At 61.8% G+C, this 16,476-nt stretch carries 13 protein-coding genes; 10 read left to right on the top strand and 3 right to left on the bottom strand.

Features of this window, described 5'->3' with window-relative positions:
- Positions 1 to 225 precede the first annotated feature (225 nt).
- Positions 226 to 2,211 carry a bifunctional tRNA (5-methylaminomethyl-2-thiouridine)(34)-methyltransferase MnmD/FAD-dependent 5-carboxymethylaminomethyl-2-thiouridine(34) oxidoreductase MnmC gene (mnmC, locus tag J3P96_RS08615; RefSeq protein WP_434656511.1) on the bottom strand — a complete coding sequence of 662 codons (1,986 nt, stop codon included), beginning with the start codon at positions 2,209 to 2,211 and terminating at the stop codon, positions 226 to 228.
- A 150-nt stretch (positions 2,212 to 2,361) separates the two neighbouring features.
- Between mnmC and pap the strand changes: the two genes are divergently transcribed.
- Both pap and J3P96_RS08625 read left to right on the top strand, forming a co-directional pair.
- Positions 2,362 to 3,873, top strand: coding sequence for a polyphosphate:AMP phosphotransferase (pap, locus tag J3P96_RS08620; RefSeq protein ID WP_434629294.1), 1,512 nt, complete (start codon positions 2,362 to 2,364; stop codon positions 3,871 to 3,873).
- Positions 3,874 to 3,979: 106 nt separating this feature from the next.
- Positions 3,980 to 5,164: a thiolase family protein gene (locus J3P96_RS08625; RefSeq protein WP_434572700.1), complete on the top strand. Its 1,185-nt coding sequence runs from the start codon at positions 3,980 to 3,982 to the stop codon at positions 5,162 to 5,164.
- 134 nt (positions 5,165 to 5,298) lie between these two features.
- Here the strand turns inward: J3P96_RS08625 and J3P96_RS08630 are convergent, their stop codons facing one another.
- The gene (locus tag J3P96_RS08630; RefSeq protein ID WP_305499671.1) at positions 5,299 to 5,502 is read right to left on the bottom strand and encodes a DUF6316 family protein; all 204 of its coding nucleotides are present in this window, start codon (positions 5,500 to 5,502) and stop codon (positions 5,299 to 5,301) included.
- A gap of 188 nt (positions 5,503 to 5,690) precedes the next feature.
- Here J3P96_RS08630 and J3P96_RS08635 point away from each other — a divergent pair, with 188 nt between their 5' ends.
- Positions 5,691 to 6,653, top strand: coding sequence for a DMT family transporter (locus J3P96_RS08635; protein ID WP_305499672.1), 963 nt, complete (start codon positions 5,691 to 5,693; stop codon positions 6,651 to 6,653).
- A 314-nt stretch (positions 6,654 to 6,967) separates the two neighbouring features.
- Here J3P96_RS08635 and J3P96_RS08640 read toward each other — a convergent pair whose 3' ends face one another.
- Positions 6,968 to 8,362, bottom strand: coding sequence for a class II fumarate hydratase (locus J3P96_RS08640; RefSeq protein ID WP_434656513.1), 1,395 nt, complete (start codon positions 8,360 to 8,362; stop codon positions 6,968 to 6,970).
- 190 nt (positions 8,363 to 8,552) lie between these two features.
- Between J3P96_RS08640 and J3P96_RS08645 the strand changes: the two genes are divergently transcribed.
- The 7 genes from J3P96_RS08645 (at position 8,553) to J3P96_RS08675 (ending at position 16,424) form a co-directional block, all read left to right on the top strand.
- The gene (locus tag J3P96_RS08645) at positions 8,553 to 9,074 is read left to right on the top strand and encodes a DUF2059 domain-containing protein (protein WP_030141033.1); all 522 of its coding nucleotides are present in this window, start codon (positions 8,553 to 8,555) and stop codon (positions 9,072 to 9,074) included.
- Between the two features lie 13 nt (positions 9,075 to 9,087).
- The gene (locus J3P96_RS08650) at positions 9,088 to 9,387 is read left to right on the top strand and encodes a BolA family protein (RefSeq protein WP_434656514.1); all 300 of its coding nucleotides are present in this window, start codon (positions 9,088 to 9,090) and stop codon (positions 9,385 to 9,387) included.
- Positions 9,388 to 9,520: 133 nt separating this feature from the next.
- On the top strand, positions 9,521 to 10,462 hold the full coding sequence (locus J3P96_RS08655) for a rhodanese-related sulfurtransferase (protein ID WP_434572706.1): 942 nt from the start codon (positions 9,521 to 9,523) through the stop codon (positions 10,460 to 10,462).
- A gap of 3 nt (positions 10,463 to 10,465) precedes the next feature.
- Complete coding sequence (locus J3P96_RS08660; RefSeq protein WP_434572708.1) at positions 10,466 to 11,101, top strand: DsbA family protein; 636 nt, start codon at positions 10,466 to 10,468, stop codon at positions 11,099 to 11,101.
- On the top strand, positions 11,094 to 12,923 hold the full coding sequence (locus J3P96_RS08665; RefSeq protein ID WP_434656515.1) for an ABC transporter ATP-binding protein: 1,830 nt from the start codon (positions 11,094 to 11,096) through the stop codon (positions 12,921 to 12,923). The genes J3P96_RS08660 and J3P96_RS08665 overlap by 8 nt, the downstream gene beginning before the upstream one ends.
- A gap of 191 nt (positions 12,924 to 13,114) precedes the next feature.
- A complete protein-coding gene (locus J3P96_RS08670) occupies positions 13,115 to 15,574 on the top strand; it encodes an EAL domain-containing protein (protein WP_434656516.1) in 2,460 nt (819 codons plus the stop codon).
- Between the two features lie 79 nt (positions 15,575 to 15,653).
- On the top strand, positions 15,654 to 16,424 hold the full coding sequence (locus J3P96_RS08675; RefSeq protein ID WP_434605177.1) for a TenA family transcriptional regulator: 771 nt from the start codon (positions 15,654 to 15,656) through the stop codon (positions 16,422 to 16,424).
- Positions 16,425 to 16,476: the final 52 nt, after the last annotated feature.

The following is a 16,476-nucleotide window of genomic DNA, read 5'->3' on the forward strand; positions in this document are numbered from 1 at the left end:
ACACACCGAAATGGTGGGTACTCTGAAACTGACCGGAGGGATTGCTCTGAGTTTTATATCGATGCGTTATAAGCCGACGGGTGGGGATCGCAGGTCATTCAGACCGACGAACACCCCGTGGGAGCGAGCCTGCTCGCGAAAGCGTTGTGTCAGGCGCCCCGATGGTGGCTGATCTTACCGCTTTCGCGAGCAGGCTCGCTCCCACAGGGGAAAGATGGCCAGTCGTCAATTGGCCTTGCCCCGAATCACCGCCCGCAAGGCAAACCGGTTCGGGTGGCAGGCCTCGGCGACGCTTCGCGGCAGTGGCAGCGGTTCGTTGTCCAGCCAGGCGGCGATCAGTTCGCCCGACAGCGGCGCAGTGATCAGGCCTCGGGAGCCGTGCCCGCTGTTGACGTACAGGCCGTCGAGCCAGGGGCACGGCGTGTCCGGCACTTGGCGCGCATCCTTGCCCAGGGCCGCGTAGGTTTCGACGAACGCCCGGCTGTCAGCCAGCGGTCCGACAATCGGCAGGTAATCGGGGCTGGTGCAACGGAACGCCGCGCGGCCTTCGAGGCGCTGCGGATCGAGGGTATCGGCGTTCAGGCGGTCCACCAGATCGTGGGAGATTTCTTCGAGCATTTGCAGGTTGCCGGCGTGCTCGGCGGCGGTGGGGGTCAGGTCATCGCTGTGGAAATCGAAACTGGCGCCCAGGGTGTGCTCGGCCATTCGCGACGGCGCCACATAGCCTTCGGCGCAGACCACCGTCGCCAGGCTTTGGCTGCGGGTGGTTTGCGTCAGCCGCGTGATCTGCCCGCGAATGCGCTTGAGGGGTAACCCGGCGGCCGGTTTGAAGCGTTTGATCTCGGCGGCGCTGGCGAGGATTACCACCGGGGCGCTGGCCAGGCAACGTTCGCCGTCCCAAGCCTGCCATTGGCCGTCGACACGTCGCAGTTCAAGCACTTCGCGATGTGGCTGCACGGTAATCGCAGCAGCCGAGGCTTGCCAGCGGCACAGGGCTGGCGGATGTACCCAGCCGCCTTCGGGATAAAACAGGCCGCCACAGGCCAGGCCGATGCCGGACTGCGCCTCGGCTTCGGCGCGATCGACAATTCGCAGCAGACCCCCTGGAAACGCCTCGGCCAGTTGGCGCTGGCGTTGGCCTTCCTTCTCGTTGAAGGCCAGCTGCAAGACTCCGCATCCGTCCCAGTCGAGGCCCCGTTGCAGGTTTTCGAGCAAGCGCCGGGTGTAGCCGAAACCGCTGAGGATCATCTGCGACAACGCCGTGCCGTGGGCCGACAATTTGAGGTACAGCACGCCCTGGGGATTGCCGGACGCTTCCTCGGCCAACCCGGCGTGACGCTCCAGTAAGGTCACTCGCCAGCCGCGGGCCGCGAGACTCGCCGCGCTGGCGCAACCGGCCAGGCCGCCGCCGATCACCAGCGCATGGCGTTCGCCAGCCGGCGGGGCGGGGCGGGCATACCAGGGCTTGGCCGGGGCGGGTTTGGGCACCTGGTCCGGCCAGCCGAGAAATACCCCACGGAGGATTTCCCACTTGTGGCCGATGCCCGGGGTGCGCTTCATCTTGAAGCCCGCCGCATTGAGCAGCCTGCGCACCCAACCGGTGCTGGTAAAGGTGCTAAGGGTGGCGCCGGGCGCTGCCAGCCGCGCCAGTTCGGCGAACAGCTCGGCGGTCCACATCTCCGGGTTTTTCGCCGGGGCAAAACCGTCCAGGAACCAGGCGTCGATCTGTCCGTCCAGCTGCGGCAGTTGCTCCAGGGCATCGCCAATCAACAGGGTCAATGTTACTCGACCGCCCGCCAGGGTCATGCGCTGGAAACCCTGGTGAATCGCGACGTACTGCTTAAGTAATTGATCAGCCTGGCACTTGAGCTCCGGCCACAGGGCAAGGGCCCGACGCAGATCCTCGGGGCTCAGGGGGAATTTTTCGACGCTGACGAAATGCAAGCGCGCACCGGTCGGTGCGCATTCTTCGAACAGCTGCCAGGCGCAGAGAAAATTCAGCCCGGTGCCAAATCCAGTTTCGCCGATCACCAGTCGTCCGTGCTCCATCAGCGCGGCGAAACGCTCGGCCAGGTTGTTCTGCGCAAGGAACACGTAGCGGGTTTCTTCCAGGCCCGACTGGTCGGAGAAATACACGTCGCCGAATACCCGGGAGCGGGGGCGACCCTGGTCATCCCAGTCGAGTTGGGCGTGGTGCTGGATGGGCGTCATGGCTGGCTCGGTCAAAACAAGGTCGCCATTCTAGCCGATCAGCGCGGCAATGCCTGATCCACGGCAAGCGTGGGCACGTCTGAAGGGAATCTGCTGCGCAGCGGCGTATCCAATCCGCTAGTCTTGCCCCATTCCTGGAAGGAGCTGTCCATGTTCGAATCCGCTGAAATCGGTCACGTCGTCGACAAAGAAACCTATGAAGCCGAGGTGCCGGCATTGCGTGAAGCGTTGCTCGAAGCTCAGTACGAGTTGCATCAGCAAGGCCGCTTCCCGGTCATCATCCTGATCAACGGCATCGAAGGCGCGGGCAAAGGCGAGACGATAAAGCTGCTCAACGAGTGGATGGATCCGCGGCTGATCGAGGTGCGCACCTTCGACCAGCAGACCGACGAGGAACTGGCGCGGCCGCCGGCCTGGCGCTATTGGCGGATGCTGCCAGCGAAGGGGCGGATGGGGATCTTTTTTGGCAACTGGTACAGCCAGATGCTCCAAGGGCGGGTGCATGGCGAGTTCAAGGACCCGCGGCTCGATCAGGCAATCAACGGCGCCGAGCGTCTGGAGAAGATGCTCTGCGATGAGGGTGCGCTGATCTTCAAATTCTGGTTCCACCTCTCCAAGAAACAGATGAAGGCCCGCCTGAAAAGTCTCAAGGACGACCCGCTGCACAGCTGGCGCATCAGTCCGCTCGACTGGCAGCAGTCCCAGACCTACGACAAGTTCGTCAAATACGGCGAGCGCGTGCTGCGCCGCACCAGTCGCGACTACGCACCCTGGCATGTGATCGAAGGCGTGGATGCCTGTTATCGCAGCCTCGCGGTCGGGCAGATTTTGCTCGAAGGCCTGCGCCAGGCCCTGGACCGACCGAAGATCAGCCCGGAAAAAGTCAACGTGGCAGCATTGCCGGCACTGGACGACCAAGTGACCTTGCTCGACAGCCTCGACATGACGCTGCGCCTGGACAAGGCCGATTATGAGGAGCAGTTGATCACCGAGCAGGCCCGCTTCGCCGGGCTGCTGCGGGACAAGCGCATGCGCCGGCATGCCTTGGTGGCGGTGTTCGAAGGTAACGACGCGGCGGGCAAGGGTGGGGCGATCCGCCGGGTCGCCGCGGCGCTCGACCCGCGTCAGTACAGCATCGTGCCGATTGCCGCGCCCACCGAGGAAGAACGCGCCCACCCCTACATGTGGCGTTTCTGGCGGCACATTCCGGCGCGGGGCAAGTTCACCATGTTCGACCGCTCCTGGTACGGGCGGGTATTGGTGGAGCGGGTCGAAGGTTTTTGCAGCCGTGCCGACTGGCTGCGGGCCTACGGTGAAATCAACGACTTCGAAGAGCAACTGGCCGATGCCGGCGTGGTGGTGGTGAAGTTCTGGCTGGCCATTGACAAGGAAACCCAACTGGAGCGCTTCCAGGAACGCGAGGAAATCCCGTTCAAGCGCTTCAAGATCACCGAGGATGATTGGCGCAACCGTGACAAGTGGGATGCCTATCGGTCGGCGGTCTGCGACATGGTCGATCGCACCAGCACCGAAATATCACCGTGGACCCTGGTGGAAGCCAATGACAAGCGTTGGGCCCGGGTCAAGGTATTGCGTACGCTCAACGACGCGCTGGAGGCCGCGTTCGAACGTTCCGCCAGGCAGGCGCGCAAAAAGAAATAGGCCGATGGCGGCGCATACGCGGGGTGAATGATTGTCGCGTTCGGTTATGGGCTGGATTTATCCTCGAATCCACTCCTGAACCGATAACAACAATGAGGTATCCGCGATGCGTGAAGTGGTGATCGTCGACAGCGTACGGACCGGCCTGGCCAAGTCCTTTCGCGGCAAGTTCAACATGACCCGCCCGGACGACATGGCGGCCCATTGCGTCAACGCGTTGCTGGCGCGAAATGATATCGACCCGGCCAGTGTCGAGGACTGCATCGTCGGCGCCGGTTCCAACGAAGGCGCCCAAGGCTACAACATCGGGCGCAACGTGGCGGTGCTCTCGCAGCTGGGCATCGGCACGGCCGGGATGACACTGAACCGCTTCTGTTCCTCGGGCCTGCAAGCCATCGCCATCGCCGCCAACCAGATCGCCTCCGGCTGCAGCGAGATCATCGTCGCCGGTGGCGTGGAATCCATCAGCCTGACGATGAAAAGCGTCAACACTGACAACCTGATCAACCCGTTGCTCAAGGAGCAGGTGCCAGGGATCTACTTCCCCATGGGCCAGACCGCCGAGATCGTCGCGCGCCGTTACCAGGTCAGCCGCGATGAGCAGGACCGCTACGCCTTGCAGAGCCAGCAGCGCACGGCCCGGGCCCAGGCAGCCGGGCTGTTCGACGATGAAATCGTGCCGATGGCGGTGAAATACCGGGTCGAGGACAAGACCACCGGTGCGGTGCAGATCGTTGACGGGGTGGTTGATCGCGATGATTGCAACCGCCCCGATACCACGTATGAAAGCCTGGCCGGGCTGAAACCGGTGTTCGCCGAAGACGGTTCGGTGACGGCGGGCAACTCTTCGCAGTTATCCGACGGCGCCTCGATGACCCTGGTGATGAGCCTGGAAAAAGCCCTGGCGTTGGGGCTCAAGCCCAAGGCATTTTTCCGTGGCTTTACCGTGGCCGGCTGCGAGCCGGACGAGATGGGCATCGGCCCGGTGTTCTCGGTGCCTAGATTGCTCCAGGCCAAGGGTTTGCAGATCGGCGATATCGATTTGTGGGAGCTCAACGAGGCGTTTGCATCCCAGTGCCTGTACAGCCGCAATCGACTGGAGATCGATAACGAGAAATACAACGTCAACGGCGGCTCGATTTCCATCGGTCACCCGTTCGGCATGACCGGCTCGCGGCAGGTGGGGCATCTGGTGCGGGAGCTGCAACGGCGCAGCCTGCGCTACGGCGTCGTGACCATGTGCGTGGGCGGCGGGATGGGGGCGACGGGGTTGTTCGAGGCGGTCAGATAAACGCAGCCTTTCGTGGCGAGGGAGCTTGCTCCCGCTCGGCTGCGAAGCAGTCGCCGCTTTTTTCCTGGGGTAAACCGTAGGGGGCCGCTTCGCGGCCCAGCGGGAGCAAGCTCCCTCGCCACGGGTTTTTCTGCTTAGCTGGCAACCTTGGTCAGCTGCAGCATCCGCTGGATATACGCCGCTATCTCCCGCTCCGCAGCCTCGCGGCTTTCGAACGGACCTTCCTGGGTGCCTTCGCGCGTATCGAAATAGAACTTGCCATTCTCCCGGACGATCCGATCGCTGCTGCGGTAAATCGTCTTGGGAGCATCTGTATCTTCGGCGCGCGTTCCAGGCATTTCGGTCTCCATTGGGGGCTGCGTGGTCGTTTCAATTGAGCATATGTGGTGCCGCCGTTTTGTGCCTGTCCAGCCGATCGACGGCTACGACCCTTACAATTCCATCAGCGTCGCAGCGCCAACTGTCCCTGTGTTGCCGAGCGATTCGGACCTAGAATGGTCGTTCATGTCTTGGCTTCGAGGGTTGCATGCACATATCGTCCGGTCGCTGGGTCTACGGCCTGTTCCTCGCCCTGCTGACCGCCTTGTTGTGGGGAATCCTGCCGATCAAGCTCAAGCAAGTGCTGCAGGTGATGGATCCGGTGACGGTGACCTGGTTTCGGCTGACGGTGTCCGGTGGCCTGCTGTTCATCTACCTGGCGGCAACCCGACGCCTGCCCAGCCGCAAGGTGCTCGGGCCCCGTGGCGGTTGGCTGGTAGGCATGGCGGTGCTGGGGCTGGTGGGCAATTATGTGCTGTACCTGATGGGCCTGAACCGCCTGAGCCCCGGCACCGCCCAACTGGTGGTGCAGATGGGGCCGATCATGCTGCTGGTCGCCAGCCTGTTTGTATTCAAGGAGCGTTTCAGCGTGGGGCAGGGCATTGGTTTGCTGGTGCTGCTGATCGGTTTTGCGCTGTTCTTCAATCAGCGCCTCGTCGAATTGCTGACATCCCTGAGCGAGTACACCGCTGGCGTTCTGTTGGTATTGCTGGCCTCGACCGTCTGGACGTTCTATGCCCTGGGCCAGAAGCAATTGCTGACGGTGTGGAATTCACTGCAGGTGATGATGGTGATCTACCTGTTCTGCGCGCTGTTGCTCACGCCCTGGGTGCATCCACTGGAAGCGTTGCAACTGAGCCCGCTGCAAGGCTGGCTATTGTTGGCCTGCTGCCTCAATACGCTGATTGCCTATGGCGCGTTCGCCGAGGCGTTGGCGCATTGGGAGGCTTCGCGGGTCAGCGCGACGCTGGCGATCACGCCGCTGGTGACCTTCGCGGCCGTGGCGATGGCTGCCTGGTGGTGGCCCGACTATGTGCATGCCGAGCAGATCAATCTGCTGGGTTACGGTGGGGCAGTGCTGGTGGTATTGGGGTCGGCGCTGGTGGCGCTGGGGCCATCGCTCATCGCCGGGCTCAGGGCCCGGCGCGAACGCCTGGCGCTGGGGCGTTAGCCCTCTGTGGGAGCGAGCCTGCTCGCGAAAGCGGTGGATCAGCCGGCACACGAGTTGACTGACATATCGCTTTCGCGAGCAGGCTCGCTCCCACATGGATTTCAAATCGGCACAATAATGCAGTCAACCCAAATCCTGTGGGAGCGGGCTTGCTCGCGAAAGCGGTGGATCAGCCGGCACACGAGTTGACTGACACATCGCCTTCGCGAGCAGGCTCGCTCCCACATGGGTTTCAAATCGGCACAATAATGCAGCCAACCCAAATCCTGTGGGAGCGAGCCTGCTCGCGAAGCGGTATCTCAGTCCATCGAAACTCAGCCCTGGCCACCCGCCTCCAGCATGTTCTCCGGCCTGACCCAGGCGTCGAACTCTTCATCGGTCAGGTACCCCAACTGCACCGCTGCCTCCCGTAGCGTCAGCCCTTCGCCGTAGGCTTTCTTGGCGATCTCCGCCGACTTGTCGTAGCCGATATGCGGATTCAGCGCCGTCACCAGCATCAGACCACGCTCCAGGTGCGCGGCCATCTGCTCGGCATCCGGTTCGAGGCCGGCGATGCAGTGCTGCTGGAAGTTGCTGCAGCCATCGGCCAGCAGGCGGATCGATTGCAGCAGGTTGTGGATGATCACCGGCTTGAACACGTTCAACTGCAAGTGTCCCTGACTGGCGGCAAAACCGATCGTCACGTCATTGCCCAATACCTGGCACGCCAGCATCGACAAGGCTTCACACTGGGTCGGGTTGACCTTGCCAGGCATGATGGAGCTGCCCGGTTCGTTGGCCGGCAATTTCACTTCGGCAAATCCCGCCCGTGGCCCGGAGCCCAGCAGCCGAAGGTCATTGGCGATTTTCATCAGCGTCACCGCCAGGGTTTTCAACGCGCCGGACAACGTGGTCAGCGGTTCATGACCTGCCAGTGCGGCGAACTTGTTCGGCGCGGTGACAAACGGCAGCCCGGACAGCGCCGCGAGTTCAGCGGCAATCGCTTCGCCGAAACCGTGCGGCGAATTGAGCCCGGTGCCCACCGCCGTGCCGCCCTGGGCCAGCTCGCAGACCGCCGGCAACGAAGCGCGGATCGCCCGCTCGGCGTAGTCGAGTTGGGCAATGAAGGCGGACAGTTCCTGGCCGAACGTGATCGGCGTGGCATCCATCATGTGGGTGCGGCCGGTCTTGACCAGTTTCATGTGGCGCGCCGCCAGTTCCGCGAGACCGCCGGACAACTCGCTGATGGCCGGCAGCAATTGCTGGTACACGGCCTGGGCGGCGGCGATGTGCATGGCGGTGGGGAAGCAGTCGTTGGAGCTCTGGGACCGGTTGACATGGTCGTTGGGATGCACCGGGCTCTTGCCGCCACGGGGGTTGCCCGCCAGCTCGTTGGCGCGCCCGGCAATCACCTCGTTGACGTTCATGTTGCTCTGGGTCCCGCTGCCGGTCTGCCAGACCACCAAGGGAAACTGATCGTCATGCTGGCCGGCCAGCACCTCGTCGGCCGCCTGTTCGATCAGGCGGGCGATGTCGGCGGGCAAGTCACCGTTGCGGTCGTTGACCCGCGCGGCGGCTTTCTTGACCAGCGCCAGGGCATGCAGCACCGACAGCGGCATGCGTTCGTTGCCAATGGCAAAGTTGATCATCGAGCGCTGTGTCTGGGCGCCCCAATAGGCTTCATCCGGGACTTCAACCTGGCCAAGGCTGTCGGTTTCGATACGGCTCATCGGGTCAAACTCCTGTAGGGCTGAATGCGCAGTTTAGGCCCTGACGGGCGTCACCGGTTCCCTCAATCTAGGGCTGGCCGGTTCGGCCCGTCAATCAGTCGAGCCAAGTACAGGGTTGAGCCCCGGCGTTTTTTAGGCGCAGAATGGTCGCCCTTGGGGTTTTACCTCGCCTGTTAGAAAAGGAAACTCGATGACCCGTCTTCGTGCCATCTGTACCGCAGTTGCTCTGGTGTGTGCCAGCGGCCCTGTTCTTGCCGATACCGCCAGCCACAACGCCAGTGCCGAAGCGTTCCTGACCCTGGCGCACGCTGACAAGCTGGGTACCCCGGTGTACATGCAAGTACAGCAGATGTTTGCCCAGCGCTTTGAGCAGACCAAGGCTCCCGAGTCGAAAAAGGCCACCCTGGAAACCTACCAGGCCAAGGCCAATGCCGCGCTGGACCAGGCGATCGGCTGGAACAAGCTCAAGCCGGACATGGTCAAGCTCTACACCTCCAACTTCAGCGAATCGGAGCTCAAGGACCTGGTGTCCTTCTATCAGTCTCCCCTGGGCAAGAAAGTCCTGGAAAAAATGCCGCAGCTGACCCAGCAATCGGCGCAACTGACCCAGGCCAAGCTGGAAAGCGCGGTGCCGGTGGTCAACAAGCTGCTGGCCGACATGACCGCCGAGCTTGAGCCGAAAGCCGCCGCCCCGGCCAAGAAAAAGCCATAAGCGGAGCCCTGGCATGAGCATGCAACAACGCATTGAATCGACTCTCGGGCTGCTGCAGCCCGAGCACCTGCAAGTGCTCGATGAAAGCCACATGCACAGCCGTGGGCTTGAGACCCACTTCAAGGCAGTGGTGGTCAGCCAGCAGTTCGAGGGGCTCAATCGGGTCAAGCGGCACCAGAAGGTCTACGGTACGTTGGGCGAGCTGATGGGCGAATTCCATGCGCTGGCGCTGCACACCTACACGCCTGAAGAATGGGCGCAGATCGACGCAGCCCCGGCATCGCCGACCTGTGCCGGTGGCAGTAAGCACTGATATTTGAGACAAAGGCTCTTGCTCCTAAAGCCACATGTTTTTTGCTAGAATCCGCAACGCGCCGCTCACCCCGGCGCGTTTTTTTTCGCATCCGGTTCACCCTTTGCGAGGGTAGCCACCTGGAGAGATATCCATGACACCACCGATTGTCGTGGCGGCACTGTATAAGTTCGTCACCCTGGAAGATTACGTCGAGCTGCGTGAGCCCCTGCTCAAGGCGATGCTCGACAACGGCATCAAAGGAACCCTGCTGATTGCCGAGGAAGGCATCAACGGCACCGTTTCCGGCACCCGCGAAGGCATCGACGGGCTGATGGCCTGGCTCAAGAACGACCCGCGCATGGACGACATCGACCACAAGGAGTCGTACTGTGACGAGCAGCCGTTCTACCGCACCAAGGTCAAGCTCAAGAAAGAGATTGTCACCCTCGGCGTAGAAGGCGTGGACCCGAACAAGCGGGTCGGCACCTATGTCGAACCGCAAGACTGGAACGCGCTGATCAGCGATCCGGAAGTGCTGCTGATCGACACGCGCAACGATTACGAAGTCTCCATCGGTACCTTCGAAGGCGCGATCGATCCCAAGACCGCCAGCTTCCGTGAGTTTCCCGAGTACATCAAAGCCAACTTCGACCCGGCCCGGCACAAGAAAGTCGCGATGTTCTGCACCGGTGGCATTCGCTGTGAAAAAGCCTCGAGCTTCATGCTCAACGAGGGTTTCGAAGAGGTCTACCACCTAAAGGGCGGGATTCTCAAATACCTCGAAGAGGTGCCCCAGGAAGAGACCAAATGGCGCGGCGACTGCTTTGTCTTCGACAACCGCGTGACCGTGCGCCACGATCTCAGCGAAGGCGACTACGATCAGTGCCATGCCTGTCGCACCCCGATCAGCGCAGAGGATCGTGCTTCGGAGCATTATTCGCCTGGCATCAGTTGCCCGCATTGCTGGGACAAGCTGAGCGAAAAGACCCGCCGCAGCGCCATCGACCGGCAAAAGCAGATCGAACTGGCCAAGGCGCGCAACATGCCGCATCCGATCGGCTACAACTACAAGCAATCATCTTCCGAGGCTTGAGCCATGGCGTCGCGCCTGCTGTATGTGATGGACCCGATGTGTTCCTGGTGCTGGGGCTTCGCCCCAGTGGCCGAAGCGTTGGCCGAGCAGGCGCAGGCGGCGGGCGTGGAGTTGCACCTGGTGGTGGGCGGCTTGCGCACCGGCAGCGGTTCGGCTCTCGAGCCGACGACCCGACGCTACATTCTCGAACACTGGCAGGCCGTTACCCAGGCCACCGGCCAGCCGTTCAAGCTTGAAGGCGCGTTGCCGGACGGTTTTGTCTACGACACCGAACCCGCATGCCGCGCCTTGGTGACGGCCCGCAGCCTGGCGCCGGACCTGGCCTGGCAGTTACTGAAGCTGATCCAGCAGGCGTTTTATGTGCAAGGCCGCGACGTGACCCACGCCAGCGTCCTGGTGGAACTGGCCGAACAGGCCGGGCTGCCACGCATCGAGTTTGCCGCGGCATTCGACCGCGCCGACCAGCATGCCGCCACCGCCGCCGACTTCACCTGGGTGCAAGACCTTGGCATCGCCGGATTCCCTACGATGCTGGCCGAACGGGACGGCCAGTTGGCCTTGCTGACCAACGGCTACCAACCGTTGGACCAGTTGTCGCCATTGCTGGGGCGCTGGCTGGAGCGTGCGGCCTGTGCCTGACCTGCCCGCAGATGACGCATCGACCTCGCGGCGCATCGACCGGTTGAGCTGGACGGAAATCCGTCGCCTGGCCCTTACGCACAAAAAAGCCCTATGGATCGCCAACGGCGTCGCCGTGCTGGCGACGCTGTGCAGCGTACCGATCCCATTATTGCTGCCGCTGCTCGTGGACGAAGTGCTGCTGGGCCACGGCGACGCGGCATTGAAGGTCATGAATCAGGCGTTGCCGAGCGCTTGGCAGAGCGCTGCCGGCTACATCGGATTGATGTTGCTGGTGACCTTGGCCCTGCGCTGCGGCGCATTGCTGTTCAACGTGTTGCAGGCGCGGCTGTTCGCCAGTCTCGCCAAGGACATCGTCTATCGCATCCGAATCCGGTTGATCGAGCGCCTCAAGCGGATTTCCCTTGGCGAATACGAAAGCCTGGGCAGCGGTACGGTGACGACGCACCTGGTCACCGACCTGGACACCCTCGACAAATTTGTTGGCGAAACCCTGAGCCGGTTCCTGGTGGCGATGCTGACCCTGGTAGGCACCGCGGGCATCCTGGTATGGATGCATTGGGAACTGGCGCTGCTGATCCTGCTGTTCAACCCGCTGGTGATCTACGCCACGGTGCAGTTGGGCAAACGGGTCAAGCACCTCAAGAAGCTGGAGAATGACAGCACCTCGCGCTTCACCCAGGCCCTGACCGAAACCCTGGATGCGATCCAGGAAGTGCGCGCCGGCAATCGCCAGGGGTTTTTCCTTGGACGCCTGGGCACGCGCGCCCGGGAAGTACGCGATTACGCAGTGAGCTCGCAGTGGAAAACCGACGCCTCGAACCGCGCCAGTGGTTTGCTGTTCCAGTTCGGCATCGATATTTTTCGCGCGGCGGCCATGCTGACCGTGCTGTTCTCCGATCTGTCGATCGGCCAGATGCTCGCGGTGTTCAGCTACCTGTGGTTCATGATCGGCCCGGTCGAGCAACTGCTTAACTTGCAGTACGCCTACTACGCGGCGGGTGGGGCATTGAACCGTATCAACGAACTGCTGGCCCGCGCCGATGAGCCCCAGTACAGCGGTGGCGTCGATCCCTTCAAGGGGCGCGACACCGTGGGCATCGACATCCAGGAGCTCAGCTTCGGTTATGGCGAGGAAAAGGTGCTCGACCAATTGAACCTGTCCATTTCGCCGGGGGAAAAGGTCGCCATCGTCGGGGCCAGCGGGGGTGGCAAAAGCACCCTGGTGCAACTGCTGCTGGGGCTCTACACACCACAGTCCGGCAGCATCCGCTTCGGCGGCGCAACGCAACAAGAGATCGGCCTGGAAATCATCCGCGAAAATGTCGCGGTGGTCCTGCAACATCCGGCGCTGTTCAACGACACGGTGCGCGCCAATCTGTCCATGGGCCGCGAGCGCAGCGATGAGGCGTGCTGGCGAGCCCTGGCGATTGCCCAACTGGACGAAACAGTGCGGGCGCTTCCGATGGGGCTGGAGAGCATCGTCGGGCGTTCCGGTGTGAGGCTGTCGGGCGGGCAACGCCAGCGACTGGCGATCGCCCGCATGGTCCTGGCCGATCCGCGCGTGGTGATTCTCGACGAAGCCACGTCCGCGCTGGACGCGGCTACGGAATACAACCTTCACCAGGCGTTGGCGCGGTTCCTGAGCGGGCGCACCACGTTGATCATCGCCCATCGGTTGTCGGCAGTGAAACAGGCTGACCGGGTATTGGTGTTCGACGGCGGGCAGATCGCCGAAGACGGCGACCACTTGCAGCTGATTGCCGAGGGTGGCCTGTACGCCCGGCTCTACGGTCATTTGCAACAAATACAGCGACCTTGAGTTTCGTGCACTTTTCTGTGCTTAGTATCGGAAAAAAATCAGCCAAATCCGTCGATTTTTCCAAATCTCCATCCTGAGCCGGGCGATCCGAACATCCAGTCCTTCGAAGGGTCGAAAACTAGCCTAGGCTGTTGAGTCAGGAACGGAATTCTCGCGGGTGCTCTATTGGCAATGCCTGTGCAAGGGACCTCATGAAGCAAAAGCGGACTCTCGGAACGCCTCGGTTGTTGGGCATCGTCTGGCCCTTTATCGCCGTCGTGCTATTTCAAGCATTGCTAGGAGGCGTCAGCCTTTATGTCCTGTCCGCAGTTCGCGGCTACGTGGCGGGGGAGAGCCTTTGGTCCAAGGGCCAGAAGGACGCTATCTATTACCTCAATCTTTACGCCGACAGCCGTGACGAGGCGATCTTTCGCAAATACCAGCAGGCCATCGCCGTGCCCGAGGGTGGACACGATCTACGCGTGGCCCTGGATCGCCAGCCGCCGGATCTCGAAGCGGCGCGGGTCGGGATTCTCCAGGGCGGCAATCATCCGGACGACGTGGCCAGCCTGATCTGGTTGTACCTCAACTTTCGCCATTTCAGTTATCTGGAAGAAGCCATCGATCTGTGGACGGTTGGCGATGGTTACCTGACCGAACTGGATAACGTCGCCCGGCAGATGCATCGCAGCATCACGATGGGAGAAGCCTCCGAGGCCGATGTCCGCGGCTGGAAAGCGCAGATTTTCGCCATCAACGATTCCGTTACCCCTGCCGCCAAGGCATTCAGCGACGCGCTGGGCGAAGGATCGAGATTTATCCTGCGCCTGTTGCTGGTGACCAATTTCGCCACCGCGCTGGGATTGATCGTGCTGGCGCTGTTGCGCACGCACAAGTTACTGGCACAACGGCAGGTCTTCGCCAATGCGCTGCAACTGGAGAAGGAACGGGCGCAGATCACCCTGCAATCGATTGGCGATGGCGTGATCACCACCGACGTCGAAGGCGCCATTGCGTACATGAATCCCGCTGCCGAAGCGATGACCCACTGGAAAGCCGAGCACGCCACCGGGCTGCCCCTGGCGGCGCTGTTCAACCTGCTCGACGACAATGCCCAGACCGAAGGCCTGACGTTGATCGAGCACATCCTCAGCGGACGACTCGGCGGCGGCAGCGAGCATTCCAAGTTGATCCAGCGACTCGACGGCAGCACGGTGTCGGTGACCCTGGTGGGGGCGCCGATCCGTCATGCCGGCAAAGTCAGCGGCGCGGTGCTGGTGCTGCATGACATGACCCAGGAGCGCCAGTATATTGCCAACCTGTCATGGCAGGCTACCCACGACGCCCTGACCGGCCTGGCGAACCGCCGGGAATTCGAATACCGCCTCGAACAGGCCCTGCACAACCTCACGCGCCAGGTCGGGCGCCACGCGTTGATGTTTCTCGACCTGGACCAGTTCAAGCTGGTCAACGACACCTGCGGCCACGCGGCGGGCGACGAGTTGCTGCGACACATCTGTGCCTTGCTGCAATCGGGGTTGCGGGAAAACGACACGCTTGCCCGGCTGGGCGGGGACGAGTTCGGCATCCTGCTGGAAAACTGCTCGCCCGAGGCGGCGGAAAAGATCGCCGAGGGCCTGCGCCAGACCGTGCAGAACCTGCATTTTGTCTGGAAAGGCCGGCCATTCGTGACCACCGTGAGCATCGGCCTGGTGCACATCGCCCAAAGCCCGACGACGCTGGAAGCCTCATTGCGGGCCGCGGACATGGCCTGCTATATGGCCAAGGAGAAAGGGCGCAACCGGGTCCAGGTCTACCATGCCGACGACTCGGAGTTGTCCCTGCGTTTTGGCGAAATGGCCTGGGTGCAGCGCTTGCACATGGCGCTGGAGGAAAACCGTTTCTGCCTCTACGCCCAGGAAATCGCCGCGTTGGGCCCCGGTGACCACGATGGCGGACATATCGAGATCCTGTTGCGCCTGCATGACGAGGCAGGGCGAATGATCCTGCCGGACAGCTTCATTCCGGCGGCGGAGCGTTACGGCTTGATGACCTCGCTGGACCGCTGGGTCGTGGAGAATGTGTTCAAGATCATTCGCCAATGCCTGAATGAGTCGCGGCAAGGTCCGTTGGCCATGTGTGCCATCAACCTGTCAGGCACCACCATTGGCGATCAGGCGTTCCTGGATTTCCTGCGTAAACAGTTCGCTGCCTACTCGATTCCCCCGGAAATGATTTGTTTTGAAATCACCGAGACCAGTGCCATTTCCAATCTGGGCAGCGCGATTCGTTTTATAAACGAACTCAAGAGCTTGGGTTGTTACTTCTCGCTGGATGACTTTTGTGCCGGAATGTCTTCATTCGCTTACTTGAAACATTTACCTGTAGACTTCCTGAAGATCGATGGGAGTTTCGTAAAGGATATGCTGGACGACCCGATTAACCGGGCAATGGTCGAGGTGATCAATCACATCGGCCATGTCATGGGGAAGCGCACCATTGCCGAGTTCGTGGAAACGACTCAGATCGAACAGGCATTGTTGGAAATCGGCGTGGATTTCGCCCAGGGTTATGTCATCGAGCGTCCACAACTGTTTACTTGTGACACGTTGCAATGCCGGCCGGCCAGGCCTCAGCCATTGTTGTTCAAGGCCCCCGGCACGTTTCGCTGAACCTCTTGTTGATCCGAAAAAAATCACAATCAGAAGGAGCCCGACAGTGATCGACACATTCAACCGAACAGGCCCGCTCATGGACGCCGCCAGTTATCCACAATGGGCACAGCAGCTCATTGCCGACTGCAGCGAGAGCAAGCGCCGGGTTGTCGAACACGAACTGTATCAACGCATGCGCGACAACAAGCTCAGCGCCAAGACCATGCGCCACTACCTCATCGGTGGTTGGCCGGTCGTCGAACAGTTCGCCTTGTACATGGCACAGAACCTCACCAAGACCCGCTTCGCCCGCCACCCCGGCGAGGACATGGCGCGTCGTTGGTTGATGCGCAACATTCGTGTCGAGCTCAATCATGCCGATTATTGGGTCAACTGGAGCGCTGCTCACGGCGTGACGCTCGAAGACCTGCAGGCGCAGCAGGTACCGCCTGAGCTTCATGCGTTGAGCCATTGGTGCTGGCACACCAGTTCGGCGGACTCGCTGATCGTGGCTATTGCCGCGACCAACTACGCCATCGAGGGGGCGACCGGGGAGTGGTCGGCACTGGTCTGCTCTACCGGTGTCTATGCGTCGGCGTTCGCCGAGGAAGATCGCAAGCGGGCCATGAAGTGGCTGAAGATGCATGCCCAGTATGACGATGCCCACCCGTGGGAAGCGCTGGAAATCATCTGTACGCTGGCGGGCATGAACCCGAGCAAGGCGTTGCAGATGGAACTGCGCCAGGCCGTCTGCAAGAGCTACGACTACATGTATCTGTTTCTGGAAAGGTGCATGCAGCTGGAACACTCGGGCGCTGGCGAAAAAGCCTCGGCTGGCCGTGAACGGCTGGCGCTGGCCAGTAACTGATACCCGATAGCTTCACCCTGTGGGAGCGAGCTTGCTCGCGATAGCGGTCTGC

Source organism: Pseudomonas sp. R3-56 (genome assembly GCF_051132075.1).
GTDB lineage: Bacteria > Pseudomonadota > Gammaproteobacteria > Pseudomonadales > Pseudomonadaceae > Aquipseudomonas.

Excerpts from the sequence above, each read along its gene's own strand:
- mnmC (WP_434656511.1), bottom strand. The coding sequence starts at position 2,211 with ATGACGCCCATCCAGCACCACGCCCAACTCGACTGGGATGACCAGGGT.
- pap (WP_434629294.1), top strand. The coding sequence starts at position 2,362 with ATGTTCGAATCCGCTGAAATCGGTCACGTCGTCGACAAAGAAACCTAT.
- J3P96_RS08625 (WP_434572700.1), top strand. The coding sequence starts at position 3,980 with ATGCGTGAAGTGGTGATCGTCGACAGCGTACGGACCGGCCTGGCCAAG.
- J3P96_RS08630 (WP_305499671.1), bottom strand. The coding sequence starts at position 5,502 with ATGCCTGGAACGCGCGCCGAAGATACAGATGCTCCCAAGACGATTTAC.
- J3P96_RS08635 (WP_305499672.1), top strand. The coding sequence starts at position 5,691 with ATGCACATATCGTCCGGTCGCTGGGTCTACGGCCTGTTCCTCGCCCTG.
- J3P96_RS08640 (WP_434656513.1), bottom strand. The coding sequence starts at position 8,362 with ATGAGCCGTATCGAAACCGACAGCCTTGGCCAGGTTGAAGTCCCGGAT.
- J3P96_RS08645 (WP_030141033.1), top strand. The coding sequence starts at position 8,553 with ATGACCCGTCTTCGTGCCATCTGTACCGCAGTTGCTCTGGTGTGTGCC.
- J3P96_RS08650 (WP_434656514.1), top strand. The coding sequence starts at position 9,088 with ATGAGCATGCAACAACGCATTGAATCGACTCTCGGGCTGCTGCAGCCC.
- J3P96_RS08655 (WP_434572706.1), top strand. The coding sequence starts at position 9,521 with ATGACACCACCGATTGTCGTGGCGGCACTGTATAAGTTCGTCACCCTG.
- J3P96_RS08660 (WP_434572708.1), top strand. The coding sequence starts at position 10,466 with ATGGCGTCGCGCCTGCTGTATGTGATGGACCCGATGTGTTCCTGGTGC.
- J3P96_RS08670 (WP_434656516.1), top strand. The coding sequence starts at position 13,115 with ATGAAGCAAAAGCGGACTCTCGGAACGCCTCGGTTGTTGGGCATCGTC.
- J3P96_RS08675 (WP_434605177.1), top strand. The coding sequence starts at position 15,654 with ATGGACGCCGCCAGTTATCCACAATGGGCACAGCAGCTCATTGCCGAC.